24 protein-coding genes and 1 tRNA gene are annotated in these 23,918 nt (G+C 68.5%); 13 read left to right on the top strand and 12 right to left on the bottom strand.

The window, feature by feature from the left end; translation table 11 throughout:
* Positions 1–61: 61 nt before the first annotated feature.
* Complete coding sequence (glpK, locus tag CSW62_RS09110) at positions 62–1,552, bottom strand: glycerol kinase GlpK (RefSeq protein ID WP_099577034.1); 1,491 nt, start codon at positions 1,550–1,552, stop codon at positions 62–64.
* A gap of 161 nt (positions 1,553–1,713) precedes the next feature.
* Between glpK and CSW62_RS09105 the strand changes: the two genes are divergently transcribed.
* From CSW62_RS09105 to CSW62_RS09095, 3 genes are all read left to right on the top strand, one after another.
* Positions 1,714–2,802, top strand: a complete 1,089-nt coding sequence (locus CSW62_RS09105; protein WP_099577032.1) for a DUF2336 domain-containing protein — start codon at positions 1,714–1,716, stop codon at positions 2,800–2,802.
* A 56-nt stretch (positions 2,803–2,858) separates the two neighbouring features.
* Positions 2,859–3,641, top strand: coding sequence for an NAD kinase (locus tag CSW62_RS09100; protein ID WP_099577030.1), 783 nt, complete (start codon positions 2,859–2,861; stop codon positions 3,639–3,641).
* A 104-nt stretch (positions 3,642–3,745) separates the two neighbouring features.
* Positions 3,746–4,231 (top strand): Hpt domain-containing protein, encoded by a 486-nt coding sequence (locus CSW62_RS09095; protein WP_099577028.1) that lies wholly within the window; start codon positions 3,746–3,748, stop codon positions 4,229–4,231.
* 4 nt (positions 4,232–4,235) lie between these two features.
* Here the strand turns inward: CSW62_RS09095 and CSW62_RS09090 are convergent, their stop codons facing one another.
* Genes CSW62_RS09090 through folD form a run of 3 tightly spaced genes read right to left on the bottom strand, consistent with a single transcriptional unit; the run spans position 4,236 to position 6,899 of the window.
* Positions 4,236–5,639, bottom strand: coding sequence for a D-arabinono-1,4-lactone oxidase (locus CSW62_RS09090; RefSeq protein WP_099577026.1), 1,404 nt, complete (start codon positions 5,637–5,639; stop codon positions 4,236–4,238).
* A gap of 13 nt (positions 5,640–5,652) precedes the next feature.
* A complete protein-coding gene (locus CSW62_RS09085; protein ID WP_099577024.1) occupies positions 5,653–6,006 on the bottom strand; it encodes a cytochrome c5 family protein in 354 nt (117 codons plus the stop codon).
* On the bottom strand, positions 6,006–6,899 hold the full coding sequence (folD, locus tag CSW62_RS09080) for a bifunctional methylenetetrahydrofolate dehydrogenase/methenyltetrahydrofolate cyclohydrolase FolD (RefSeq protein WP_099577021.1): 894 nt from the start codon (positions 6,897–6,899) through the stop codon (positions 6,006–6,008). Before folD ends, CSW62_RS09085 begins: the two co-directional genes overlap by 1 nt.
* Before the next feature lie 96 nt (positions 6,900–6,995).
* Between folD and CSW62_RS09075 the strand changes: the two genes are divergently transcribed.
* The 4 genes from CSW62_RS09075 (at position 6,996) to arfB (ending at position 9,573) form a co-directional block, all read left to right on the top strand.
* Entirely contained in the window at positions 6,996–8,519 is a 1,524-nt protein-coding gene (locus CSW62_RS09075) for an aldehyde dehydrogenase family protein (protein ID WP_099577019.1), read from the top strand.
* Positions 8,520–8,580: 61 nt separating this feature from the next.
* Positions 8,581–8,655: transfer RNA gene (locus tag CSW62_RS09070), tRNA-Thr, on the top strand.
* Positions 8,656–8,692: 37 nt separating this feature from the next.
* Entirely contained in the window at positions 8,693–9,154 is a 462-nt protein-coding gene (locus CSW62_RS09065; RefSeq protein ID WP_099577017.1) for a YaiI/YqxD family protein, read from the top strand.
* Positions 9,151–9,573: an alternative ribosome rescue aminoacyl-tRNA hydrolase ArfB gene (gene arfB / locus CSW62_RS09060; protein ID WP_099577015.1), complete on the top strand. Its 423-nt coding sequence runs from the start codon at positions 9,151–9,153 to the stop codon at positions 9,571–9,573. The genes CSW62_RS09065 and arfB overlap by 4 nt, the downstream gene beginning before the upstream one ends.
* Before the next feature lie 101 nt (positions 9,574–9,674).
* On the opposite strand, the gene CSW62_RS09055 is transcribed toward arfB, so the two are convergent.
* From CSW62_RS09055 to CSW62_RS09045, 3 genes are all read right to left on the bottom strand, one after another.
* Positions 9,675–10,202 (bottom strand): MarR family winged helix-turn-helix transcriptional regulator, encoded by a 528-nt coding sequence (locus CSW62_RS09055; protein ID WP_099577013.1) that lies wholly within the window; start codon positions 10,200–10,202, stop codon positions 9,675–9,677.
* A gap of 137 nt (positions 10,203–10,339) precedes the next feature.
* Entirely contained in the window at positions 10,340–10,552 is a 213-nt protein-coding gene (locus CSW62_RS09050) for a hypothetical protein (RefSeq protein WP_099577011.1), read from the bottom strand.
* 65 nt (positions 10,553–10,617) lie between these two features.
* Positions 10,618–11,121 (bottom strand): GcrA family cell cycle regulator, encoded by a 504-nt coding sequence (locus CSW62_RS09045; RefSeq protein ID WP_099577009.1) that lies wholly within the window; start codon positions 11,119–11,121, stop codon positions 10,618–10,620.
* Positions 11,122–11,400: 279 nt separating this feature from the next.
* Between CSW62_RS09045 and CSW62_RS09040 the strand changes: the two genes are divergently transcribed.
* The 3 genes from CSW62_RS09040 to CSW62_RS09030 are packed head-to-tail and all read left to right on the top strand — an operon-like array spanning position 11,401 to position 12,679.
* Positions 11,401–11,907 (top strand): cytochrome c family protein, encoded by a 507-nt coding sequence (locus tag CSW62_RS09040; protein ID WP_099577006.1) that lies wholly within the window; start codon positions 11,401–11,403, stop codon positions 11,905–11,907.
* A 32-nt stretch (positions 11,908–11,939) separates the two neighbouring features.
* A complete protein-coding gene (locus CSW62_RS09035) occupies positions 11,940–12,293 on the top strand; it encodes a nuclear transport factor 2 family protein (RefSeq protein WP_158235412.1) in 354 nt (117 codons plus the stop codon).
* Positions 12,290–12,679, top strand: coding sequence for a nuclear transport factor 2 family protein (locus CSW62_RS09030; RefSeq protein ID WP_099577002.1), 390 nt, complete (start codon positions 12,290–12,292; stop codon positions 12,677–12,679). Before CSW62_RS09035 ends, CSW62_RS09030 begins: the two co-directional genes overlap by 4 nt.
* Positions 12,680–12,791: 112 nt before the next feature.
* Here the strand turns inward: CSW62_RS09030 and CSW62_RS09025 are convergent, their stop codons facing one another.
* From CSW62_RS09025 to CSW62_RS09005, 5 genes are all read right to left on the bottom strand, one after another.
* Positions 12,792–15,155, bottom strand: coding sequence for a transketolase (locus tag CSW62_RS09025; protein ID WP_099577000.1), 2,364 nt, complete (start codon positions 15,153–15,155; stop codon positions 12,792–12,794).
* A gap of 14 nt (positions 15,156–15,169) precedes the next feature.
* The gene (locus tag CSW62_RS09020) at positions 15,170–18,313 is read right to left on the bottom strand and encodes an efflux RND transporter permease subunit (RefSeq protein WP_099576998.1); all 3,144 of its coding nucleotides are present in this window, start codon (positions 18,311–18,313) and stop codon (positions 15,170–15,172) included.
* Positions 18,313–19,446 carry an efflux RND transporter periplasmic adaptor subunit gene (locus CSW62_RS09015; RefSeq protein ID WP_143324362.1) on the bottom strand — a complete coding sequence of 378 codons (1,134 nt, stop codon included), beginning with the start codon at positions 19,444–19,446 and terminating at the stop codon, positions 18,313–18,315. The genes CSW62_RS09020 and CSW62_RS09015 overlap by 1 nt, the downstream gene beginning before the upstream one ends.
* A gap of 115 nt (positions 19,447–19,561) precedes the next feature.
* On the bottom strand, positions 19,562–20,251 hold the full coding sequence (locus CSW62_RS09010; RefSeq protein ID WP_233206640.1) for a hypothetical protein: 690 nt from the start codon (positions 20,249–20,251) through the stop codon (positions 19,562–19,564).
* A 98-nt stretch (positions 20,252–20,349) separates the two neighbouring features.
* On the bottom strand, positions 20,350–21,126 hold the full coding sequence (locus tag CSW62_RS09005; RefSeq protein ID WP_099576994.1) for a class II aldolase/adducin family protein: 777 nt from the start codon (positions 21,124–21,126) through the stop codon (positions 20,350–20,352).
* 144 nt (positions 21,127–21,270) lie between these two features.
* Between CSW62_RS09005 and CSW62_RS09000 the strand changes: the two genes are divergently transcribed.
* From CSW62_RS09000 to CSW62_RS08990, 3 genes are read left to right on the top strand one after another with little or no spacing between them, the layout of a single operon-like run.
* Complete coding sequence (locus CSW62_RS09000) at positions 21,271–21,930, top strand: DUF969 domain-containing protein (RefSeq protein WP_099576992.1); 660 nt, start codon at positions 21,271–21,273, stop codon at positions 21,928–21,930.
* On the top strand, positions 21,927–22,883 hold the full coding sequence (locus CSW62_RS08995) for a DUF979 domain-containing protein (RefSeq protein ID WP_099576990.1): 957 nt from the start codon (positions 21,927–21,929) through the stop codon (positions 22,881–22,883). Before CSW62_RS09000 ends, CSW62_RS08995 begins: the two co-directional genes overlap by 4 nt.
* 12 nt (positions 22,884–22,895) lie before the next feature.
* The gene (locus CSW62_RS08990; RefSeq protein ID WP_099576988.1) at positions 22,896–23,894 is read left to right on the top strand and encodes a DUF2891 domain-containing protein; all 999 of its coding nucleotides are present in this window, start codon (positions 22,896–22,898) and stop codon (positions 23,892–23,894) included.
* Positions 23,895–23,918 lie beyond the last annotated feature (24 nt).

Genomic DNA, 23,918 nt, shown 5'->3' with positions numbered 1-23,918 from the left:
CCGCTTCTTCTTTGTCAGAGGGTTATGAGGCGACGTCGATGTTACCGCAACCAAGGTTCAACTAAAGTCGCACACGCGGCACCGCATCCAGCCAACGCGCGTAGGCGGCCTCGCGCTCGTGGTCCTTGATCGACGGCGACAGGGTTTCGGCGGCGGGACTGGCCTCGGCCGCTTCCTCGACCGAGGCATAGAGCCCCGCGCCCACCCCGGCGAACAACGCCGCGCCCAGGGCCGTGGTCTCCTGGTAGCTGGCGCGGCGCACCGACATTCCGGTCAGGTCGGCCAGTCGCTGCGAGAACCAGACGCTCTTGGACATGCCGCCGTCGATGCGTAGCTGCGCGGCTTCCCCGAAAGCCGAGGGCGCGTCGGCGCGCATGGCTTCGATCAGGTCGCGGCTCTGCAAGGCGCACGCGTCGAAGGTCGCTGCGGCGATCTCCGGCAAGCCGGCGTCGCGGGTCAGGCCGAAGATGCCGCCCCGCGCCTTGGCGTCCCACCAGGGCGCGCCCAGGCCGGTGAAGGCCGGCACCACCACGACGCCGTGGTCGGCCTTGGCCGCCCGGGCCAGCGCCTCGGCCGCGCGCGGGCCGCCCGTGACGCCCAGCCCCTCGCCCAGCCACTGGATCGCCGCCCCGGCCACGAAGATCGAGCCTTCCAGGGCGTAGGTCGTCTTGCCGCCGACCCGCGCCGCCACGGTGGTCAGCAGGCGCGAGCGCGAGATCGGACGCGCCTCGCCCGTGTTGATCAGCATGAAGCAGCCGGTGCCGTAGGTGGCCTTCATCTGGCCTGGCGCGACGCAGCCCTGCCCCATAAGCGCCGCCTGCTGGTCGCCGGCCACGCCGCGGATCGGAACGGGGCGCCCCAGCAACTCGGTGCTCGTCTCTCCATAGTCGTCGACACAGTCCAGCACCCTGGGAAGCAGCGGCGCGGGGACCTTGAACAGGTCCAGCATCTCGGCCGACCAGTCCTGGGCGGCGATGTCGAACAACAGGGTGCGCGAGGCGTTGGTGGCGTCGGTGGCGTGCACCGCCCCGCCCGTCAGCCGCCAGATCACCCAGCAGTCCATGGTGCCGCACAGCAAGCCGCCCGCCTCGGCCCGAGCCCGCGCGCCGGGAACCCTGTCGAGGATCCAGGCGATCTTGGTGGCCGAAAAGTAGGGATCCAGCAGCAGGCCCGTGACCTCGGTGACGCGCGGCTCGTGGCCCGCCGTCTTCAGCGTGGCGCAGACCTCGGCCGTGCGGCGGTCCTGCCAGACGACGGCCGGATGGATCGGACGGCCCGTGGCGCGGTCCCAGACCACCACCGTCTCGCGCTGGTTGGTGATGCCGATGGCGGCGATGGCGTCCGCCCTGCCCGAGGTTTCGGCCACCTCACGCAGCACCGCCACGCAGGCGGCGTAGATCTCCTCGGCGTCATGCTCGACCCAGCCGTCGTGCGGATAGCTCTGGCGCAGCGGACGCGAGGCCTCACCCAGGGATTGGCCCGCGCGGTCGAACAGGATGGCCCGGGTGCTGGTCGTGCCCTGGTCCAGGGCCAGGATCAGGTCTTGAGTCACATATCCTCCGCTTGCGCTCGCGACATCTCGACGCGCAAGGACGCATCGGTGTTCTTGGCCTGTTTAAGCATGTTTTCATTTGGGGGCCGCAAGGTCATCCTGATCGGGTCTTCCGGATTCGAAGGAGGCGGGCCATCCAAGCCGTCGAGATAGCATCGCTCATGAAGCTGGCCCGCAGTCGCGAGCCTGGCGATCGTGAACGTTTGCTCACCGGGATCATCGATCTCTGCGAGGCCGGCCAGGCCAGCGGCGAGCCGACCGACCCCGACGTCCAGGCCCTGCTCAATTCCATCTTCATGACCCTGGTGGTCGAGGCCGAGCGCGACATTCGCCACCGGCTGTCCGAACGCCTGGCCGACGCCGACTGGGCGCCCTCGGCCCTGATCAACATCATGGCGCTGGACGAGATCGACATCGCCCGCCCGATCATCGCCCGCAGCCCGGTGCTGCAGGATCACGACCTGATCCGCCTGCTGGTCCAGGCGACGCTGGAGCATCAGATCGAGATCGCCCGCCGCCCGCACCTGCAGGCGCAGGTGGTCGAGGCGATCATCAGCCGCGACGAACCGGCCGTACTGACCGCCCTGGCCTCGAACGACACCGCCCAGATCTCGCCCGACGCCATGGGCCGGCTGGTGAATCGCTCGCGCGAGGTTGTCGCCCTGCGCTCGCCCCTGGCCCGGCATCCGAAGCTTTCCACCGATCTGGCCGAGCAGCTCTATCTGCTGGTCGGCCGCGCGCTGCGCGACGCCCTGACGGCGCGTTTCCAGCTGGATCCGTCCAAGATGCAGGCCGCCGTCCACGACGCCCTGCACGCGGCCCATCGCGGCGACGCCAATAGCGAGGCGATCGGCCCGGTCGAGCTCGACGAGGACCGCGAGGAGATGGAGCGCTCGCTGATCGAGAAGCTCGATTCCGCCGGCCAGCTGCGTCCAGGCTACCTGCTGCGCGTGCTGCGCGAAGGCCGGCTGCAGCTGTTCGTCATGGCCCTGGCGCGCCTGGGCAAGTTCGAGCCTGTGCAGATCCGCCGCGCCATAGACAGCGGCCGTCCCGAGCTGCTGGCCTTGGCCTGCTCGGCCGTGGGCATCGACCGCAGCGTCTTCCCGACGATCCTGGAGCATGTCCGCCAGCTGAACGGCGGCCGTCCGGGCGGCGGCGATGAGGGCGTACGCCGCGCCGCCAGCGCCTTTGGCCCCTTCACGCCGGATATCGCCGGCATGGCTTTCCGCCAGGCCGTCGGCCAGGCCTGATCCGACGGCCTCATCGGTCGTTTGACAAGCCGGTAGGCTTCCCGCCACTTGGCCGCATGTACCAAGCGCAACCCTTCGTGACTCGCCTGTCCTTCAAGGCCAGCGACCGACCCGAAGCCCAGGAAGCGCGGGAACGGCTGATGGCCCGCTATGGCGATGTCGGCGACCAGAACGCCCAGGTCATCGTGGCGCTGGGCGGCGACGGTTTCATGCTGGAGACCCTGCACGAGGCGATCGCCAGCCAGACGCCGATCTACGGCATGAACCGCGGCTCGGTCGGATTCCTGATGAACGAATATTCGGAGGACGGCCTGCTGGAGCGGATCAACGCCGCCGAACGCGCCGTCATCCATCCGCTGGCCATGGTCGCCATCGATTCGAATCGGAAGCAGCACCGAGCCTTGGCCATCAACGAGGTCTCGCTCCTGCGCCAGACGCGCCAGACCGCCAAGCTGCGCATCTCGATCGACGGCAAGGTGCGGATGGGCGAACTGGTCTGCGACGGCGCCCTGCTGGCCACCCCGGCCGGATCGACGGCCTACAATCTCTCGGCCCACGGCCCGATCATCCCGATCGATGGCCGGGTCCTGGCCCTGACGCCCATCAGCGCCTTCCGTCCCCGCCGCTGGCGCGGCGCCCTGCTGCCGCAGTCCTCGCGGGTCACTTTCGAGATCCTGGAAGCCGACAAGCGCCCGGTCAGCGCCGTGGCCGACAACTTCGAGGTTCGCGACGTGCTGGAGGTGCACATCTCCGAAGATCGCGGCACTTCTCTATCGATGCTTTTCGACGCCGGCCGCAGCCTCGAGGAAAGAGTTCTGGCCGAGCAGTTCTCTGCCTAAGTCTGGTACGTGAGACGTTGGGTCGCAGAAAGCGGCGTCTCATCTAATATTAACGCCTGCTATGTTAGCCGTTACCCAACGATCCGCCGCTGGGGGAGGCGCCCGTGACGAACAAGACCGCTGAAGTGATCCAGGTGCCGAACATGCTCAAGCTCAAGGTGGGCGGGCGTGGCGGCATCGACATGGCGGCCATCGCCAAGGCCGAGGCGGCTCTGAAGAGCCTGTCCGGCAACTTCGCCCAATGGCTGAACGACGAGATCGTCAAGCTGGAGGCCGCTCGCCAGGACGTCCGCACCGCGGGCCTCAACGCCCAGACGGTCGAGACCCTCTATCTGCGCGCCCACGACCTGAAGGGCTTGGGCGCCACCTACGAATTCCCGCTGATCACCCGTCTGGCCGCCTCGCTCTGCAAGCTGATCGATGATCCGGACACCCGCCTGTCGGCGCCGATGTTCCTGGTCGACGCCCACATCGACGCGATCAAGGCCTGCGTGCGCGACGACATCAAGGTCGACACGCACCCGGTCGGCAAGGCGCTGGTCACCGAGCTGGAAACCCGCGTCACCGAGTATCTGGGCAGCGCGGCGTAGTCGCTCAAAGGCCGAACAGGCCCTTCAGGTAGGGATTGAGCATACGGCCGTCCGGATCCAATTCCTGCCGGACCGCCAGGAAATCCTTCCAGCGCGGATAGATCGCCTCCAGCTGGCCGCCGTTCAGCGTGTGCAGCTTGCCCCAGTGCGGGCGGCCGTCGTAGCGGCGGAAGATCGGCTCGATCAAGGTGTACAGGAACGTGAAGTCGTCGCGGTAATAGGCGTGCACCGCCACCGAGCCGCGCGGCCCGCCCTGGAACGGCGACAGCCAGGCGTCATCCGGCGCGATGCGGCGCACCTCGATCGGAAAGAAGACGTCCGGGCGCTCCTTCTCGATGGCGCCAACCACCTCCTCCAGCGCCTTCAATTGGTTCTCAACGGGAAGGTGGAACTCCATCTCGTTGAAGCGCACGGGGCGCTCGGTCGACAGCAGCTTCCAGCCCTCGTCGACCGCCGTCTCCGGCTTGGCCGTCGATAGCAGCGCGTGGGCGGCGGCCTTGCGTAGCGGCGTGGCGAACCCCAGCAGGTTGCGTAGTCCCCGCAGCGCCTGCAGGAACTCGGTGTCCTGGTCCGGGCCGCGCGGTTCGGCCGGATCGTCGGTCTCGTCGTGGCTGATATTGGCCGCCAATCCCGTGAACGGCACGGCGTAGAACTCGAAGTTGCGGTGCTGGGCCCAGCGTTCGTCGGCCTTGGCGAGGGCCTCCTCGAACGGCTCCAGCCAGACGCGGCGGCGCAGGCGCCGGTTGGCGCTGGTCTTGATCCGAACCTGGGTGATGACGCCCAGCGCGCCCAGCGAGACGCGCGCGGCCTGGAACACCTCGGGGTTCTTGGTCGCGTCGGCGTCGATGACCTTGCCCGAGGGCGTGACCAGCCGCAGGCCCGTGACGCTGCCGTGCATGGCCTGGATCCTGGCGCCCGTGCCATGAGTGGCCGTGCCCAGCGCGCCGCCCAGCGACTGCTTGTTGATGTCCGGCAGGTTGGGCAGCGCCCGGCCCTTCTCGGCCAGCATGGGACCCAGGGCGCCCAGCCGCGTGCCGGTGCGGACGATCGCCTCGTCACCTTCCCAGCCGACGATCCCGGAGATCGCATCCAGCGAGATCAGCGTGCCGTTGGTGGGCGCCAGGGCGGTAAAGGAGTGTCCCGCGCCGACGGGGCGGATCGGGGCCTGGGCGACCTTCAGCGCGGTGGCCAGCTCGTCCTCGTCCTTGGGCGCCAGGCGGGCGGCGGGATAGGCGTGCTGGACGCCGGACCAGTTGCGCCACAGCAGCTTGCCCTGGGCGTCGACCGAGGGCGGCGACGGCGGTTCCGGCTTGTCTCCGGTGGCGACCTTATAGGCGGCGACACCGCCGCCTGCGACTACCGCCGCGCCCGTCCCGCCCGCGATCAGGGCTCCGCGCCTGGAGATCATGGCTTCCCCGCCTCTATTTCGCGGAGTCTTCGCGCCCCGCCATGAATCGTATGAGGGCCTGGAAATCGGCCGGGGTGCAAGTCGCGCACTGACCGGTCGCCGGCATGGCGTTGTAGCCCTGAATGGCGTGGTCCAGCAGCATCGCCTCGCCCTGCTTCCAGCGCGGGTCCCAGGCGGCGCGGTCGTGGACCAGAGGCGCGCCCGTGCCCGGGATGGCGTGGCAGGCGTGGCAGGAGGTCTCGTACAGGCCCGACAGGCGCGCGTCGGCCGGGCGCAAGGCCAGGGCCTGCTCTGGTGTCGGCGGCGGCGGTGTCTTGGCCCCGCAAGCCGACAGGATCAGGGCGGCGGCGACCAACGCCACCCGCATCAGGCGATCCCCGACAGGCGCTTCGCCGCGGTCACGGTGTTGGCCAGCAGGCACGCGATGGTCATGGGCCCAACGCCCCCGGGGACCGGCGTGATCGCGCCGGCGACCTCACGAACCTCGTCGAAGGCGACGTCGCCGACGAGCCGGGTCTTGCCGGCCGCGGCGGTTTCAGGATCGCGGGCCGGGAAGCGGCTGATGCCGACGTCGATCACCACCGCGCCCGGCTTAACCCAATCGGCCTTGACCATCTCGGCCCGGCCGACGGCGGCGACGACGATGTCGGCCTGGCGAACGATCGACGGCAGGTCCTTGGAGCGCGAGTGGGCGATGGTCACGGTGCAGTCGGCGGCCAGCAGCAGTTGGGCCATCGGCTTGCCCATCAGGTTCGAGCGGCCGATGACCACGGCGGTCTTGCCCGAGAGATCCCCGATCACGTCCTTCAGCAGCATCATGCAGCCGGTCGGCGTGCAGGGCGCCAGGGCCGGCAGGCCGCTGGCCAGGCGGCCGGCATTGGTCACGGTCAGGCCGTCGACGTCCTTGTCCGGCGACAGGGCCGCCACGACGTCCATCTGGCTGATGTGGGCCGGCACCGGGAACTGGACCAGCACGCCGTGAATCTTCGGATCGGCGTTGAGCCTGGCGACCACGGCCAGCAGGTCGTCCTGCGAGGTGTTGGCCGGCAGGCGGTGGGTCTCGGAATACATGCCGGCGGCCTCGGTCTGCTCGCCCTTGTTGCGGACATAGACCTGGCTGGCGGGATCTTCGCCAACCAGCACCACGGCCAGACCTGGCGTCAGCCCGTGCTGGGCCTTCAGCTGCGCGACCTCTACGGCGATCTTCGCCCGCAGATCCGCCGCGAAGGCCTTGCCGTCGATGAGTTTGCCCTGCGCCATGGTGCTTCTCCTGCCTGGCCCGTCCCTAAACGCTGGCGGCGAGACTCGCAATGTCGAGGGGTTGACCCAGGTTCGGCCCCGGCGTGTGCTCAGGCCATGACCCAGTCTTTTCCGACTCCCGCCGCCCATGCCCGCGAACTGCTGGCCAGGCTCGGCGTGCCAGCCCTGCCCGCCGACGCCGGTCACGCGGCGCGCAGCCCGATCGACGGCCAGGTCCTGACCCAGGTCACCTTCGACGACGCCCGCGAGATCGGGGCCAAGGTCTCGGCGGCCTGCCGCGCCTTCGCCGCCTGGCGCGTCGTCCCCGCCCCGCGTCGCGGCGAGCTGGTCCGGCTGTTCGGTGAGGAACTGCGCGCCGCCAAGGCGGACCTTGCCGCCCTGGTCACCCTGGAAGCCGGCAAGATCGCCTCAGAGGCGGCCGGCGAGGTCCAGGAGATGATCGACATCTGCGACTTCGCCGTGGGCCTGTCGCGCCAGCTGCACGGCCTAACCATCGCTTCGGAGCGTCCCGGCCACGCCATGCGCGAGACCTGGCATCCGCTGGGTCCGGTGGCGGTGATCAGCGCCTTCAACTTCCCGGTCGCCGTCTGGGCGTGGAACGCCTGCCTGGCCCTGGTCTGCGGCGATCCGGTGATCTGGAAACCGTCCGAGAAGACGCCGCTGACCGCGCTCGCCACCCACGCCATCCTGCAGCGCGCCCTGGCCCGGTTCGAGGACGCCCCCGACGGTCTCTGCGCCGTCATCCAGGGCGGCCGCGACGCCGGCGAGCGCCTGGCCCGCGACCCGCGCATCGCCCTGGTCAGCGCCACCGGCTCGACCCGCATGGGCCGCGCCGTGGCCCCGATGGTGGCCGAGCGGTTCGGCCGCTCGATCCTGGAGCTGGGCGGCAACAACGCCATGATCGTCACGCCTTCGGCCGACCTGTCGCTGGCCCTGCGCGCCATCGTCTTCTCGGCGGCGGGCACGGCGGGCCAGCGCTGCACGTCCCTGCGTCGCCTGATCGTCCACGAGAGCCTGGTCGACAAGGTCGCCGACGCGGTCGAGACCGCCTTCCAGCGCCTGCCGGTCGGCGATCCGCGCCAGCCTGCGACGCTGCTCGGCCCGCTGATCGACAAGGCCGCCTATGACGCCTTCGTCGAAGCCATGAACCAGGTCCGCGCCGAGGGCGGGACCATCGCCGGCGGCGAGCGCCTGCTGATCGATGAGCACCCGGACGCCTACTATGTCCGCCCGGCCCTGGCGCGCCTGCCGGCCGCGACCGCCTGCATGCAGCGCGAGACCTTCGCCCCGCTGCTGCACGTCGTGCCCTATGGGGATTTCGACGAAGCCATCGCGATCCAGAACGACGTCCCCCAGGGGCTGTCGTCCTGCGTCATGACCAACGACGTCCGCGAGGCCGAGGGCTTCCTGTCGGCCGCCGGCAGCGACTGCGGCATCGCCAACGTCAATATCGGTCCGTCCGGCGCCGAGATCGGCGGCGCGTTCGGCGGCGAGAAGGAGACCGGCGGTGGTCGCGAGAGCGGCTCGGACAGCTGGAAGCAGTACATGCGCCGGCAGACGGCGACGGTGAACTACTCCGGCGCCCTGCCGCTGGCCCAGGGGGTGCGGTTCGATCTTTAGCGCGCCCTTGCCGTCCGCCCTCGCAGACGGCATAAGCCCTCACCTCGGGTCACAGGCCCATGCCGGCGTAGCACAGCGGTAGTGCAGCGGTTTTGTAAACCGAAGGTCGGGAGTTCGATCCTCTCCGCCGGCACCAGTTTCCTCAGGTCTTTCTTCTCTTCAGGCCCCGCGCGATGACCGCCATCCTCTTCATCGACGCCGACGCCTGCCCCGTGAAGGACGAGGCCTACAAGGTCGCCGCTCGCCACGGCTTCAAGACCTTCGTGGTGTCCAACAGCTGGATTCGCGTGCCGCTGACGCCGGTCATCGAGCAGATCGTGGTCGACGCCGGTCCGGACGTCGCCGACGACTGGATCGCCGAGCGCTGCGGCCCGGGCGACGTGGTGGTGACCAACGACATCCCCTTGGCGGATCGCGTGCTGAAGGCCGGCGGCGCGGCCGTCGCGCCGAACGGGCGAGTGTTTACCCATGACACGATCGGCGTGGCCCTGGCCTCGCGCTCGATCGGCGAGCACCTGCGCTCGATGGGCGAGGTCACCAAGGGTCCCGCCGCCTTCGCCAACGCCGACCGCTCGCGGTTCCTGCAGGCCTTGGATCAGTTGGTGGTCAAGGCCAAGCGTGTGGTCCCGAAATGATCGAGATCACGTCCTGGCTGCGGATCGACGAGGACGAACTGGTCTGGAAGGCCACCCGCGCCTCCGGCCCCGGCGGCCAGCACGTCAACAAGACCTCGACGGCGATCGAGCTGCGGTTCGACGTTCGGAACTCCCCGGCCCTGCCCGAAGACGTCAAGGCGCGGCTGGAGACCCTGGCCGGCAGCCGCCTCACCCAGGACGGGGTGCTGATCCTGTTCTCGCAGGGCTCGCGCTCGCAGGAGATGAACCGCCAGGACGCCCAGGAGCGCCTCGTCGACCTGATCCGCCGCGCGACCGAAAAGCCCAAGCCTCGCAGGCCGACCAAGCCGACCTATTCCAGCAAGCTCAAGCGGCTGGACGGCAAGGCCAAGCGCGGGACGGTGAAATCCGGGCGCGGACGGGTGAAGTTCGACGACTGAGGGACCGTCCTCGTCCTTCGACAAGCTCAGGATGAGGATACTTTTGCGGCCCAGGTGGTAAACCTCACCCTGAGCCTGTCGAAGGGCGAGGTTGCCGTATCCTAAACCGTCTCCGGCGGGGCCGGGGCCGAGAACGCGATCACGTCCTGCTTCCAGTCCGGCTCGACGATCAGGCCCGACAGCATCTTCTGCAGGTAGCGGGTCATGGCCGCCTGTTCTTCCGTGGTCAGATTGGAGCAGATGTCGCGGTTCAGTGGACGGATTTCGGCGCGGATCGCTTCCAGCAGCGCGCGCCCGGTGTCGGTCAGGCAGATGACCACGATCCGGCGGTCGGCGGGCGAGGCCTGGCGCGCCACCAGGCCGTCGGTGATCAGGCCGTCGATGGACCGTGTCAGGGTCGTGCGGTCGGTGGCCGCCAGCTTGGCCAGCCGGGTCATGGAGAGATTGCCGAACCGGCGCAGCGAGATCATCGCCACCCACTTGGCGAACGTCAGGCCGTGCCGGGCCAGGAGATCGGTCGCCATGGCGCGGCGATGCTGTTCGGTCTGATAGAGTAGATAGCTCAGGTAACTCGGCAGCGGCAGCGCATGGTCCTGGACCACGTCGGCGCGCTCATCCCCCTGGTACATCGTCGCTTTCCGCCCCCACAAAACGGCGCTCTGTGTCTCACACGGTTAACAGCCATGCAATCTACGGAGCCTGTGGAGAAACGAAAAACCCCGCGAAAGGCTTCGCGGGGTCATCTCTTTCAATCTGAACGGGAACTTCAGGCCGCTGCGGCACGATTTCGGCTCAGGCCGCGGCTCAACCAATCGTCGGGATAGGTCTCGCGCACGGTGATCGACTTGAACTGGGTGACCGGGATGCTGGCGTGGTCGCCGGGGTTCAGATCGCGCGACACCGAGTGGCCGGCGAACTCCTCGATGATGGTGATGACCTGGCTGCTGCCGGCGGTGTTCTCGATGAGGACCATGTTCATGGGGTTCTGCTCGGGGATATCGAGGGAGAAGGAAAATCGGTTGGAGGAAGCAGGCGAAGCCGGGCTTAGACCTGGCTTGGCTGGACGCGTTCCTTGAGGCCCTTGAGAGCCCAGGCCTCAACGGCCTGGCCATTGCCCAGGCGGCGGAAGGCGCCGGCGGTGTGCTGCTCGCAGTAGGCGCCGCGCATGGTCATCTTCGGACGGCCGCAGAAGCCGAAATCGTCGCCTTCCGGATTGCCGATCGGCCAGCGGCAAGAGTGGGCCCCCAGTTCCAGGATGCTTGAGGTCGGCAGCAGGTCTTCCTCGGTGCGCTCGTAGCGCGGGGCGACGTGGGGCGCGGCCGTGGTCTCGCGAACCGGACGCTGGCGGACCGCGATCCGCGACGGGGCGCGGACCCCACCGGCCCGTTGACGGACGGGGATTTCGCGGACGGTGATGCCGAGGCGATGCACCTTGCCGATCACCGCGCTGCGGCTGACGCCGCCCAGGTGGCGCGCTACCTGGCTGGCGCTGAGGCCCTCCAGCCAAAGCTTCTTCAGCGTCGCGGTGCGCTCTTCGCTCCAGTCCATGATCGTGTTCCCAGCCCAGCCCGGAGCCAGCCCGCTCCGTGAGGAAATTGGTAGATTTTATGGTTAACGCGCGTCAAACGTTTATGTGCAGACCCACGGTTTGCGATTTCACTTTTTGCGAAAAGAATCACGTAGATACCAACGATTGTCGCAGGGGCCTGCTCAAGCTAGCCTTAAGGAACATTGTTCCGTGACAGGGCTGCGACCCTGATTTTATAAGGGTTTGGAATGCGTCGCGCCGTCGCAGGACCTGCGGCGAAACGTCAGTCGGGGATCATCATGCGTATCGTGAAACTGGCCGCCATCGCGGCTCTCTGCGTCGTCTCGGCCTGCTCGAAGGACGGCGGCGGTTCCGGCGAGGCGCCGGCCTCGGCTCCGGCTGATGCTCCTGCCGCCGCCGCTCCGCCAACCGACGCCGCCAAGGCCGCGGCCCTGGCCGCCCTCCCCGCGCCCTACAACACCGGCGATCTGTCGAACGGCCAGAGCAAGTTCGCCTTCTGCCGCTCGTGCCACACCGCCACCGAAGGCGGTCCGGACCTGACCGGCCCCAACCTCTACGGCGTATTCGGCCGCAAGGCCGGCTCGAAGCCGGGCTATGCCTACTCGCAGGCGCTTCAGAACGCCGGCTTTACCTGGGACGCCGAGCACCTGGACAAGTGGCTGACCGACCCGCGCGGCTTCCTGCCGGGCACCAAGATGACCTTCGCGGGCATTCACGATCCCAAGGACCGTATCGACCTGATCGCGTATCTGAAGGTCGAGACGGGCTACAAGCCCGCGCCGTAGGGATGCGCCCGGCCTCTCCAGAAGTGGAGGCGTTGATCCAGCGCCTCTACGACGCCAACGGACGACGCGACTTCGAGGCGTTCCGCGCCCTTGTCGCGCCTCGACTGGAGTGGCCGGACGTGACGCGCGGCGGCTGGCTGACCACGCCAGAGCAGATACGCGACTACTGGACCTATAACGACGCCTCGATCCGGGTGGAGATCACCCCGGTCGAGGTTTACGTCACCGACGACGGTCGCATCGTGGTCGACGCCAACCAGGTGATCTGGAACCGCTCCGGCGCGCTGTGGTCGGACATCTGCGTGCGGCATTGTTACACGCTTCGCGACGGCCTGATCTGGCGCATGGATATCGCTTCCCCGGGGAACGCGGATCCAGGCCCATGACGCCGGACGAGGATCGCATCGCCAAGCCGCGCGCGCTTGAGGCGGTGCTGGACGAAGCCTTCGAGGCCTTCAACGCCCACGACCTGGCGCGCCTGCGCCCGCTGTTCCACGACGACGTGGTCTGGCCGGACACCCTGGATAACGCCGAGCAGGCGATCGTCGGCAAGGAAGCCGTCATCGGCCACTTCGCCCGCATGTTCGCGACCATCCTGGCCAACATTCACCTGATCCGGATCCTCGAAGAGACTCCGGACAGCCTGGCGGTCGAGGCCCAGTACTCGGTCGAAAGTCCCGATGGCCACGTCTGGACCGACACCCGCGCCTCCCTGACCTATCACTTCAAGGACGGGCTGCTGAGCGGGATGACGATCGTGGGCGGGTTCTAGGTCGCTCGTTTCTAGCGCAAGCCGCGCGATGCGAGAATCGCACGGCTTGCTCTAGCCTTTGTTTTCGCATCGCTTTTGTGGAAAACCGGCGGCCACTTTTCCGCGCGATGCTCTAGGTGAGCAGATCGGCGCAGGCGTCGAGGATCGCCTCGGCGTCCAATCGGTACTTGCCGTAGAGGTCCGGGAGATCACCCGACTGGCCGAAGGCCTCCAGGCCCAGGGCCCTCACGCGCTGGCCGCGCACCGAGCCCAGCCAGGACAGGGCCAGCGGCGCGCCGTCGGTCAGGGTCACCAAGCCCGCGTCGCGGTCCAGCGGCGCCAGCAGGGTCCCGATGGTCGAGGTCCCCCGCCCCTCCCCCGTCCAGCGCGCCCGGCCTGAGGCGGTCCAGTCGCGATGCAGCACGTCGGCCGAGGTGACGGCCAGCAGACCGGCTTCGGGCATGTCCTCGGCCAGCGCCTCGAACGCCGCCAGGGCCTCGGGGGCAAGCGCGCCGCTATAGACCAGGGCGAGCTTCGCGCCGGGCGCCGGAGGCTTCAGCCAGTAGGCGCCATCGACCACGCCCTGGCGCCAGGCGTCGTCGGTCCGTTCGGGCTGGGCGATGGCGCGGGTCGACAGGCGCAGATAGGTCGAGCAGCCGTCCTTGGCCTGGATCCGCTCGAAAGCGTGGGCCATCAGCACCGCCGTCTCGTCGGCGAAGGCCGGCTCATAGGTGTCCAGCCCCGGCTGGGCCATGCCGATGACCGGCGCATTGATCGACTGGTGGGCGCCGCCCTCCGGCGCCAGCGTCAGGCCCGACGGCGTGGCGACCAGCAGGAAGCGGGCGTCCTGGTAACAGGCGTAGTTCAGGGCATCGAGGCCCCGGGCGATGAAGGGGTCGTACAGCGTGCCGACCGGGAACAGGCGCTCGCCGAACAGCGGGCCGGTCAGGCCCAGGGCCGCCAGGGCGATGAACAGGTTGTTCTCGGCGATGCCCAACTCGACATGCTGGCCAGTCTCGCCCTTGGACCAGACCTGGGCCGAAGGAATGCGGCGGCGCTTGAAGACGTCCTCGTGGGCGCGGCGCTGGAAGACGCCGCGACGGTTCACGAAGCCGCCGAGGTTGGTCGAGACGGTCACATCCGGCGAGGTGGTGACCACGTGGCCGGCGAACTCGTCCTTGCGGGCGGCGATCTCGAACATCACCTTGCCGAACGCGGCCTGAGTCGATTGCTCCCCATCGGTCTTGCCGCTCGTTACGGCCGCCAGCAGCTCGTCGGCGGTCGGGGTCTGGATGGTCGGGGCGACGTGGTTGCGCTCGACCTCGGCGGCGAACGGAGCGCGGGCGACGAGGCCCTTCAACGCCGTGCGCTCGGCGGCCGACAGGCCCGACAGCGCGTCCCACTCCTCGCCCTCCACGACACCGAGGCGCGCCCGCAGCTCGGCGATCTGGGCCGGGGTCATCAGGCCGGCATGGTTGTCCTTGTGGCCCTGGAACGGCAGGCGCAGGCCCTTGACGGTATAGGCGATGAAGAAGCGCGGACGGTCGTCCTGCCCCGCCTTCTCGAAGGCCTCCAGCAAGGTCTCCAGGCAGTGGCCGCCCAGCTCGGTCATCAGCTCGGCCAGATCGACGTCCTTGTACGCGGCGATCAGGGCCAGGGTCTCGGGGCTGTCGGCGAGATCGGCGTTCAGGCGTTCGCGCCAGGCCGCTCCGCCCTGGTAGCTGAGCGCCGCGAACAGGTCGTTGGGCGCGGTCTCGATCCAGTCGTGCAGCGCCTCACCGCCCGGCTTGGCGAAGGCTTCGCGCTGGCGCTTGGACCATTTCAGCGTCTCGACCGCCCAGCCGGCGGCCTCGAAGATCTCGCCATAGCGGGTGAACATCCGGTCCTGGGTGGTCGCGTCCAGGCTCTGGCGATTGTAGTCGACGATCCACCAGGTGTTGCGGATGTCGTGCTTGCAGGCCTCGATCAGGGCCTCGTAGATGTTGCCCTCGTCCAGCTCGGCGTCGCCAAGCAGCGAGATCATCCGGCCCATCTTCTCCGGCTTCACCGAGCCGCGCGCCGCCAGATAGTCCTGGGCCAGCGAGGCGAAGGCGGTCATGGCCACGCCCAGGCCCACCGAGCCGGTGGAGAAGTCGACGTCGTCCACGTCCTTGGTGCGCGAGGGGTAGGACTGGGCCCCGCCCAGCGCCCGAAAGCGCTGAAGGTTCTCAAGGCTCTGGCGGCCGAACAGGTGCTGGATGGCGTGGAAGATCGGACTGGCGTGCGGCTTGACCGCGACGCGGTCCTGCGGCCGCAGCGCCTTCATGTAGAGGGCGGTCATGATCGTGGCGCACGAGGCGCTGGACGCTTGGTGGCCGCCGACCTTCAGGCCGTCGCGGCTTTCACGGATATGGTTGGCGTTGTGGATCGTCCACGCCGCCAACCAGAGAATCCGTTCCTCGAGACGGCGCAGCAGAGCGATTTCCTGCCGCCTGGCCGTCAGAGAGCCGTCAGCCATGCTTCCTCACCCGTCTACACCGGTGAGGTTTGCCCCTCACCGCTCTTTTCCCGGGCTTCATACTCTTCGATCTGCCGGGCCGTCCACTCCGGCGACTTCGTGAAGCGCGCCAGGAGGTCATAGAACACCGGAACGATGAACAGCGTCAGCAGGGTCGCGAAGATCGAGCCGGTGAAGATCACCGACCCGATGGTCTTGCGGCTTCCCGCGCCGGCGCCGGCCCACAGCATCAGCGGCAGAGCGCCCATGGCCGCCGAGATCGAGGTCATGATGATCGGACGCAGGCGCAGGGCCGCCGCCTCGATCACCGCCTCGCGCACGGTCAGGCCCTCGTCGCGCAGCTGGTTGGCGAACTCCACGATCAGGATGCCGTTCTTGGTGGCGATGCCGATCAGGATGATCAGGCCGATCTGGCTGTAGGTGTTGATGGTCGAGCCCATCACCAACAGGCCGAACAGGCCGCCCAGCGCCGCCAGCGGCACGGTCAGCATGATCACGGCCGGGTGGATCCAGCTTTCGAACTGCGCCGCCAGCACCAGGAACACCAGCAGCAGGGCCAGGCCGAAGGCGACGGCGATGCCGCCCGAGCCTTCCAGATAGTCCTTGGCCTGGCCGCCCCACTTGATGCTGATCCCGGGCGTCGGGCGCTGGTCGGCCTCGTCCTTGAGGAAGCGCACGGCGTCCTCGACCGTATAGCCGGGGTTCAGTTGCATGGTCAGGGTGACGGAGCGCAGGCGATCGACGCGCGGACGATCGGGGGTGTCGCCGCGCAACTGCGTGGTCACCACCGTGGCCAACGGCACCAACGCGCCGGAACTGGTGCGCACCTGCAGCTGGTTCAGGTCCGCGACGCTGCGGCGCTGGTCCAGGTTGGTCTGCAGGATGACGTCGTATTCCTGGCCGTTCTTGATGTAGGTCGTGGCCTTGCGCGAGCCGAACATGGTCTCCAGCGCCCGGCCGATCGACTGAGCGGAGACGCCCAGCGTGGCGGCCTTGTCCTGGTCGATCTGCACCGACAGGCGCGGCGAGGTCGGCTCGTAGTCGAGGCGCGGACGCGCGAAGCCCGGATTGCCCTGGGCGTCGACCAGGATCGGCTTCAGCCACTCGGCCAGCTGGACGTAGTCGTTGCCGACGGCGATCAGGTCGACATTGGTGCCGCCGCCCCCGCCACCACCGCCGCCGCGCTGGAACGGCCCGCGCACGCTGGCGATGGCCCGCACGCTGGTGATCTTCGAGAGGTCCTTGTTGAGCTCGGCCGCGACCTGGTCGGCGGTCTTCTTGCGCTCGCCCCACGGCTTCATCACGACGACGCTGTTGCCGCTGTTGAACGAGTTGCCGCCGAAACGCGGGATCGTCAGCAGGATGCGCTCGGCGACGCCTTCCTGGCGGTAGCGGTCGACGATCTTCTCGACCTTCAGGCCGATGCCCAGGGTGTAGTCGTAGCCGGCGCCTTCGGGGCCGCTGATGGATACGTCGACCCGGCCGCGGTCTTCCGGCGGCACCAGCTCCTTCGGCAGGCTGACGAACAGCAGCCCCGCGAAGGCCGCCAGCACGACGACCATCACGCCGGCGATGGCCGCCGACCAGCCGCCCAGGATGCTTTCCAGCGAGGCGCGGTACGAGTTCTTCAGGGCGTCCATGGCCCGGTCGACGCGCTTGGCCAGCCAGCCTTCGCCATGCGCGGGCCGCAGCAGCTTGGACGCCATCATCGGCGACAGAGTCAGGGCCAGCAGGGCCGAGAAGCCGACGGCGGCGGCGATAGCCACGGCCAGCTCGACGAACAGGCGACCGATATAGCCGGGCAGGAACATCAGCGGCGCAAACACCGAGATCAGCACGATGGTGGTCGCCACGACGGCGAAGAACACCTGGCGGGTGCCGCGCTCGGCGGCGACCAGGGCGGGCTCGCCCTCGTCCACGCGTCGCTGGATGTTCTCGACCACGACGATGGCGTCGTCGACGACCAGGCCGACGGCCAGCACCAGGGCCAGCAGGGTCAGCAGGTTCAGCGAGAAGCCCAACGGGGCCAACACGATGAAGGTCGACAGGATGCAGATCGGCGCGACGATCGAGGGGATCATCGCCGACCGCCAGCTGCCCAGGAAGATCAGGTTGACCAGCACGACCAGGCCGATCGACATGGCCATGGTGATCCAGACCTCGTGGATGGCTTCGGCGGTGAACACCGAGTTGTCCACGGCCACGACCATCTTGGTGCCGGGCGGCAGGCTCTCGTTGATCGTGGCGACTTCCTTGCGGACGGCCTCGGAAATCGCGACGTCATTGGCCTGCGACTGACGGGTCAGGCCGATGCCGACCTGGTCGATGCCATTGCCTCGGAACAGGCGCCGGCGCTCGTCGGCGCCTTCCTCGATGCGGGCCACGTCGCCCAGGCGCAGCACGAAGCCGGAGGCGTCGGCCGGCCGCAGCGGCAGGCGCGCGAAGTCCTCGGGCTTGGCGTAGCTGCGGGCCACGCGGATCGTGAAGTCCTTGGACATGCTCTCCAGCGAGCCGGCCGGCAGTTCCAGGTTCTGGGCGTTCAGGGCGTTCTCGACGTCGTCGACCGAGACGCCGCGGGCGGCCATCTGGCTGGCGTCCAGCCAGATCCGCATGGCGTAGATCTTGGCCCCGAACAGGTTGGCCTGGGCCACGCCGTCGATGGTCGACATCCGCTCGACCAGATAGCGGTCGGCGTAGTCCGCCAGCTGCAGCGGATCCAGCGTGGTCGAGGTCAGGTTCAGGATGATGATCGGCGAGGCGTCGGCGTTGGCCTTGGCGATCTGCGGCGGGTCGGCCTGGTCGGGCAGGTTAGCCGTCACCCGGCTGACGGCGTCGCGCACGTCGTTGGCGGCCGCGTCGAGGTCGCGGTCGAGATTGAAGGTGATGGTGATCTGCGAGCGGCCGTCACGGCTGCTGGAGTTCACGCGATCGATGCCCTGGATGCCGGCCACCTGGCGCTCGATCACCTGGGTGATGCGCTCTTCGATGACTTCGGCCGAGGCGCCGCGATAGGTGGTCGAGACCGACACCACGGGCGGATCGACACTGGGCAGCTCACGGATCGGCAGCGAGGTATAGGCCGCCAGGCCGATGACGCAGAGGATGATCGCCGCGACGGCGGCGAAGACGGGGCGACGGACGGAAAGGTCGGACAGCATCAGCCGGCCTTGCGGTCAGCGCCGCCCTTTTCGCCGGCCTTGTCGCCCTTTTTGTCGCCGGGCTTGCCCTTGCCGCCGCCGATCGGGGCGCCGTCCTGGATGCGGTTGAGGCCATCGGCGACGATCCTGTCGCCCTTCTTCAGCCCGGCGCGGATCTCGACGAAGCCGCCTTCGCTGATGCCGGTGTCGACATCGGTGCGGCGGGCGACCATGCCCTTCGGACCCTTGGCGATGCGGTAGACCGAGGCCTGGGTGCCTTCGAACTGAACCGCCGCTTCCGGCACGGCGACGCCGGTGCGCTCGCCTTGGTCGATGGAGACCTTGACCAGCATGCCCGGCTTCAGGCGGCCGCCGGCGTTCGGGAATTCGGCGCGGGCCTTGATGGCGCGGGTGGCAGGATCGATGCGGGTGTCGATCTGGGCGATCTTGCCCTGGAAGGTCTCGCCCGGCAGGGCGTCGGGGCGCGCGGCGATCGGAAGGCCGATGCGGATGGTCTGCAGATAGCGGTCCGGCACCGAGAAATCGACGCGGATGATCGAGGCGTCGTCCAGGCTGACGATCGGGGTGCCGGCGGCGATCAGCATGCCCGGCGCGACGTCCGAAATGCCGACGCGACCCGAGAACGGCGCGCGCAGCACGCGGTCCAGCTTCTGGGCCTGCGCCGTGCCGACCGAGGCCTTGGCGACGTCCAGGGCCGACAGATACTGCTCGGCCGTGGCGCGCGGGGCGATGCCTTTGTCGGCCAAGGTCTTCCACCGGGCGTAGTCGCGCTCGGCCTGGGCCAGGCGCGCCTTGGCTTCCGAGATCCCGGCGTCTTCCTGGTCAGCCTTCAGCTCGACCAGCACCTGGCCCTTGCGCACCGTCTCGCCGTCCGTGAAGTGCACGGCGGTGATCAGCTCGGGCGTGTTGGAGGTGATCGTCACCGACTGCCGTCCCTTGGCCGCGCCCAGCACCTCGATGCGATCGGTGAACGGACGCTCGCCGACCACCATCTGCGAGACGTTGGTCGCACGACCGCCGCCGCCAGCCTTGCTGGCGTCCTGTTTGCCGAAGGCCAGCTTCAGCCCCCCGACGACCAGCATCAGGACAACGGCGACCAGGGCCACCACGAGGAAGAAGTGCCTACGGATCAAGAAAACGGCTCCAGCACGCCGGGAGGAGTCGGCGGAATTCGGCGAAGATATGACCGCAGCCTAAAGCGGCGTCCAGTGACAGCCGGATGACCGAATGTTGCAATCCTGAAACAAGCTATAAGTTCCGCCACAGACCGAGGACGTAGCCGCGATCTCGGGTGGTCTCTCGTCCCATGGGCGTATCGCGCCAGCCGGCCTGCACGCTCCAGGCTCCGAACGCCCGGACGATGGACAACTCGCTCTTTACCCAGCGCGAGCGGACAGGGCTGCGGTCGGCCTGGCCGGCATAGGTCTGGGCCAGGATCAGCCACTTCTTGGCGGGCCTGACCCCAAGGGTGGCGTCGATGCGCGTTTCGTCGGCAAGGCCCTGGCGCTTCAGCCGCGCGGCCTCGAGGTCGATGAACACCTCGCGCCCCTTCCACAAGGCCGAGCGGCCGTAAAGCACGCGCGCCTCCAGGTCCAGGCTCCCCTGCCCCGGCGCGGCATAGCCGGCGTTGCGGCCGCCCCCCGCCTCGCCCGCGCCGACATAGACGGCCAGGGACGAGCGGTCGTCGCGATAGGCCGCCCAGCGCACGCCCAGCTCGATCGGTCCGCGCCCGGAATAGTCCGCCCAACGGTCATGGCCCCGCGTGACGCCAGCCTTGGCCTGCAGGGTCAGGCGCGGCGTCAGGCCGTGCTCGACGAACACCGACAGGCTCTCGTCGCGGCGCGGGTCGATGTCGACCAGGACTGTAGCCGGATCGTAACCTTGCTTGGCGTCCGACCTTTCGTACTTGGCGATCACCTGGGTGCGGCCGGGCGCCATCGGCCAGGCTCCGGCCCGAGCGGCGTTGGTCGCCAGACACGAAAAAGCCGCCGCGATCACCGGGATCGCGACGGCTCTCGTGACGACGGAATAGGCGCCTAGTCCGCGTAGCCCGGCAGCTCGCGGTCCAGCTTTCGCAGGCAGCCCGGCCAGGCCAGACCGCCGATCATGCCCATGCCCATGCCGGTCTGCTTGCGGACCTCCGCCTGGGCCGCCTCGGGCGCCAAGAGGACGTTGTCGCGTCCGATCGACAGAGCCATCACCTGCTGCGCGCACGCCCGCTCCAGGAAGAACATCCCCAACCAGCACTCGGCCGCGGTGCCGCCCACCGACAGCGTGCCGTGGTTGCGCAGCATCATCAGCCTCTTGGTCTCGCCTAGGTCGGCCACCAGCCGTTCCCGCTCGTCCAAGTTGAGAGCAATGCCTTCATAGTCGTGATAGGCGAGTTGAGGCAAGACGATTAGTGCGTGCTGGCTCAGCGGCAGCAGGCCTTCGGCGTGGGCCGAGACGGCGACGCCCTGGTCGCTGTGCAGGTGCATCACGAAATGGGCGTCCTCGCGCGCGGCGTGGATGGCCGAGTGGATCGTGAAGCCCGCCGGATTGATGAAGTACGGCGTCTTGTCGACGACATTGCCGTCCAGGTCGACCTTGACCAGGCACGAGGCGGTCATCTCGCCGAAGAACATGCCGTAGGGATTGATCAGGAAGTGATGCTCGGGCCCCGGAACGCGCGCCGAGATGTGGGTGAAGATCATGTCGTCCCAGCCATGCAGGGCCACGAGACGATAGAGGGCGGCCAGATCGACGCGCGCCTGCCATTCGGCTTCGCTGACCTTGCCCTTCAAGGATGAAATCGGCAGAGCGCCATCGGCCATGGGTAGCCTCCCGTAAGTTATCGTTGTTGAGTTAGCGTCGCGCCGGGGCGTTCCAGCGTCAAGAGGCGCTTTGCAGGCCTCATCGCTTGCCAATCGCACGCCGGCGTCGGACCGTCCCCGCGAACGCGGGGGAATCGAGACGAAATGCTGACGCTGCTGGGCGTGGCGGTGATCGTGCTGGGCTTCGCCCTGCGCTTCAATCCGCTGCTGGTCGTCATCGCCGCCGCCCTGACCTCGGGGCTGGCGGCCGGTCTGCCGCCGCTCGAGGTGCTGGCCGCCTTCGGCAAGGCGTTCAACACCAACCGCTATGTCACCGTCGCCTGGCTGGTGCTGCCCGCCATCGGCCTGCTGGAGCGGGCCGGCCTGCAGGAGAAGGCCCGCGCCACGATCCGCTCGATCCGCGCCGCCAGCGCCGGGCGGATCCTGCTGGTCTACCTGATCCTGCGCCAGTTGAGCGCCGCCCTTGGCCTGGTGTCGATCGCCGGCCAGGCCCAGACCGTTCGCCCGCTGCTCGCCCCTATGGCGGAGGCGGCGTCGGAACCGCTTTCCGATCAGCGGCGCGAGGACGTCAAAGCCATGAGCGCGGCCACCGACAATGTCGGCCTGTTCTTCGGCGAGGACATCTTCCTGGCCATCGGCTCGATCCTTCTGATCGTCGGCTTCCTGGATCAGAGCGGCATCACGGTCGAGCCCCTGCACCTCTCCATGTGGGCCATCCCGTCGGCCATCGCCGCCTTCTTCGTCCATGGCGCCCGGCTGCTGCTGTTCGACCGCAAACTTGCCAAGCCGGAGGCCGGGCGATGATCGGCCTGCCGCTTGTCTATCTGCTGGCCGGCCTGATGTTCGGCGCCTTCGCGGTGCTGAGCGCCCTCGACCGCGAGAACCGCAAACGCTTCGGCAACGCCGCCTTCTGGGGCCTGTTCGCGCTGAGCTTCCTGTTCGGCGATCACTTCGGCGACCTGGGCAACGGCTTCCTGGCGCTGGCCCTGGCCCTGATCGCCGGGACCGGCCAACTCGGCGTCGGCGCGCCCAGGACGACCTCGCCCGCCGAACGCGAGGGCCTGGCGGCGACCTATGGCGCGCGTCTGTTCATCCCCGCCCTGGTCATCCCGGTCCTGGTTCTCGTCGGAACCCTGGCCTTCAAACGCCTGACCCTGCACGGCGCGCCGCTGGTCGATCCCAAGCAGGCGACCCTGGTCTCGCTGGCCCTGGCCGCCGTGGTCGCGGCGATCCTGGCCCAGGTGATGTTCCGCCAGCCGGCCTCCGCGCCTCTGCAGGAGGGCCGGCGACTGATGGACCTGGTCGGCTGGGCCGCCCTGCTCCCGCAGATGCTGGCTGCTCTCGGCGCGGTCTTCGCCCTGGCCGGGGTCGGCAAGACGATCGGCGAGCTGGCGGTGATGATCACCCCCGTCGACAGCCGCTTCGCCGCCATCGCCGCCTATTGCCTGGGCATGGCCGTGTTCACCGTGATGATGGGCAACGCCTTCGCAGCCTTTCCGGTGATGACGGGCGGCATCGCCCTGCCCCTGGTCATCGGCCGTTTCGGCGGCGATCCGGCCGTGGTCTGCGCCATCGGGATGCTGTCGGGCTTCTGCGGCACGTTGCTGACGCCGCTGGCCGCCAATTTCAACCTTGTGCCAGCCGCGCTGCTGCAGTTGAAGGACCGCTACGCCGTGATCCGCGCCCAGGCGCCGACCGCGATCCTGATGCTGATCGTCAATGTGGTCCTGATGAACGCCCTGGCCTTCCATGCTTGAGAATTGGCATAAATGAGCCTCGCCCGCTCCACCGCCTCGCGCTTCGCCAAGATCGCCCTGGGCCACCTGACCCGCGAGTATCCGAACAAGCTGGACCACGTGATGGCGGACGCCGGCGATGTCCGCTCGCCGCGCGATCTGCACCCGATCTTCTACGGCAGTTTCGACTGGCACTCGTGCGTGCACGGCTACTGGCTGCTGGCGACGCTGCTGCGCCTGCGCCCGGAGATGCCCGAGGCCGAGACCATCATCGCCCTGTTCGACGACGCCTTCACGTCCGAGAAGGTCGAGGTCGAGACCGCCTATCTGGCCCGCCCCGAAAGCCGCGGCTTCGAGCGTCCTTACGGCTGGGCCTGGAGCCTGATGCTGCAGGCCGAACTGCTGCGCCACAAGGATCGCCCCTGGGCCGCCACGCACACGCCCCTGGCCGCCGCCTTCCGCCAGCGGTTCGAGAGCTTCCTGCCCATCGCCGACTACCCGGTCCGCACCGGAACGCACTTCAACACAGCTTTCGCGCTGGTCCTGGCCACCGAGTACGCGGTGATGACCGACAACCAGGGCTTCTTCGACCTGCTGCAGAACCGCGCCATCCTCTGGTACGGCCAAGACGCCGCGTGCCAGGCTTGGGAGCCCTCGGGCGACGACTTCCTGTCGCCCGCCCTGATCGAGGCCGAGGCCATGCGCCGCCTGCTGCCGCGCGAGAGCTTCGACACCTGGTTCCCGCGCTTCCTGCCCGACCTCGCCCAGAAACAGCCCACGACCCTGTTCTCGCCGGCCCGGGTCAGCGACCGCAGCGACGGCAAGATCGCCCACCTGGACGGCCTGAACCTGTCGCGCGCCTGGTGCTGGCGGCTGCTCGCGGCGGCCATGCCCGAAGAGGATCCGGCCAAGCCGCTGGCCATCAATGCCGCGCTCAACCACCTGGCCGCGGCCATACCGCACATCGCCGGGGACTATATGGGTGAGCACTGGCTGGCGACCTTCGCCCTGCTGGCGCTGGAGAACGGCTAAGCTTCAGGCAAGGCGGGACCGTCC

It is taken from the genome of Caulobacter sp. FWC2, from assembly GCF_002742625.1.
In the GTDB taxonomy this organism is placed as follows: domain Bacteria; phylum Pseudomonadota; class Alphaproteobacteria; order Caulobacterales; family Caulobacteraceae; genus Caulobacter.
Note: the sequence above shows the minus strand (reverse complement) of the source record. Positions and strands in the feature narration are given on the sequence as shown.

Excerpts from the sequence above, each read along its gene's own strand:
- CSW62_RS09005 (WP_099576994.1), bottom strand. The coding sequence starts at position 21,126 with ATGGCCGATGGCGCTCTGCCGATTTCATCCTTGAAGGGCAAGGTCAGC.
- CSW62_RS09065 (WP_099577017.1), top strand. The coding sequence starts at position 8,693 with ATGACCGCCATCCTCTTCATCGACGCCGACGCCTGCCCCGTGAAGGAC.
- CSW62_RS09085 (WP_099577024.1), bottom strand. The coding sequence starts at position 6,006 with ATGCGGGTGGCGTTGGTCGCCGCCGCCCTGATCCTGTCGGCTTGCGGG.
- CSW62_RS09000 (WP_099576992.1), top strand. The coding sequence starts at position 21,271 with ATGCTGACGCTGCTGGGCGTGGCGGTGATCGTGCTGGGCTTCGCCCTG.
- CSW62_RS09105 (WP_099577032.1), top strand. The coding sequence starts at position 1,714 with ATGAAGCTGGCCCGCAGTCGCGAGCCTGGCGATCGTGAACGTTTGCTC.
- arfB (WP_099577015.1), top strand. The coding sequence starts at position 9,151 with ATGATCGAGATCACGTCCTGGCTGCGGATCGACGAGGACGAACTGGTC.
- CSW62_RS09090 (WP_099577026.1), bottom strand. The coding sequence starts at position 5,639 with ATGATCTCCAGGCGCGGAGCCCTGATCGCGGGCGGGACGGGCGCGGCG.
- CSW62_RS08995 (WP_099576990.1), top strand. The coding sequence starts at position 21,927 with ATGATCGGCCTGCCGCTTGTCTATCTGCTGGCCGGCCTGATGTTCGGC.
- CSW62_RS09030 (WP_099577002.1), top strand. The coding sequence starts at position 12,290 with ATGACGCCGGACGAGGATCGCATCGCCAAGCCGCGCGCGCTTGAGGCG.
- CSW62_RS09075 (WP_099577019.1), top strand. The coding sequence starts at position 6,996 with ATGACCCAGTCTTTTCCGACTCCCGCCGCCCATGCCCGCGAACTGCTG.
- folD (WP_099577021.1), bottom strand. The coding sequence starts at position 6,899 with ATGGCGCAGGGCAAACTCATCGACGGCAAGGCCTTCGCGGCGGATCTG.
- CSW62_RS09045 (WP_099577009.1), bottom strand. The coding sequence starts at position 11,121 with ATGGACTGGAGCGAAGAGCGCACCGCGACGCTGAAGAAGCTTTGGCTG.
- CSW62_RS09050 (WP_099577011.1), bottom strand. The coding sequence starts at position 10,552 with ATGAACATGGTCCTCATCGAGAACACCGCCGGCAGCAGCCAGGTCATC.
- CSW62_RS09055 (WP_099577013.1), bottom strand. The coding sequence starts at position 10,202 with ATGTACCAGGGGGATGAGCGCGCCGACGTGGTCCAGGACCATGCGCTG.
- CSW62_RS09025 (WP_099577000.1), bottom strand. The coding sequence starts at position 15,155 with ATGGCTGACGGCTCTCTGACGGCCAGGCGGCAGGAAATCGCTCTGCTG.
- CSW62_RS08990 (WP_099576988.1), top strand. The coding sequence starts at position 22,896 with ATGAGCCTCGCCCGCTCCACCGCCTCGCGCTTCGCCAAGATCGCCCTG.
- CSW62_RS09100 (WP_099577030.1), top strand. The coding sequence starts at position 2,859 with ATGTACCAAGCGCAACCCTTCGTGACTCGCCTGTCCTTCAAGGCCAGC.
- CSW62_RS09040 (WP_099577006.1), top strand. The coding sequence starts at position 11,401 with ATGCGTATCGTGAAACTGGCCGCCATCGCGGCTCTCTGCGTCGTCTCG.
- CSW62_RS09010 (WP_233206640.1), bottom strand. The coding sequence starts at position 20,251 with ATGGCGCCCGGCCGCACCCAGGTGATCGCCAAGTACGAAAGGTCGGAC.
- CSW62_RS09020 (WP_099576998.1), bottom strand. The coding sequence starts at position 18,313 with ATGCTGTCCGACCTTTCCGTCCGTCGCCCCGTCTTCGCCGCCGTCGCG.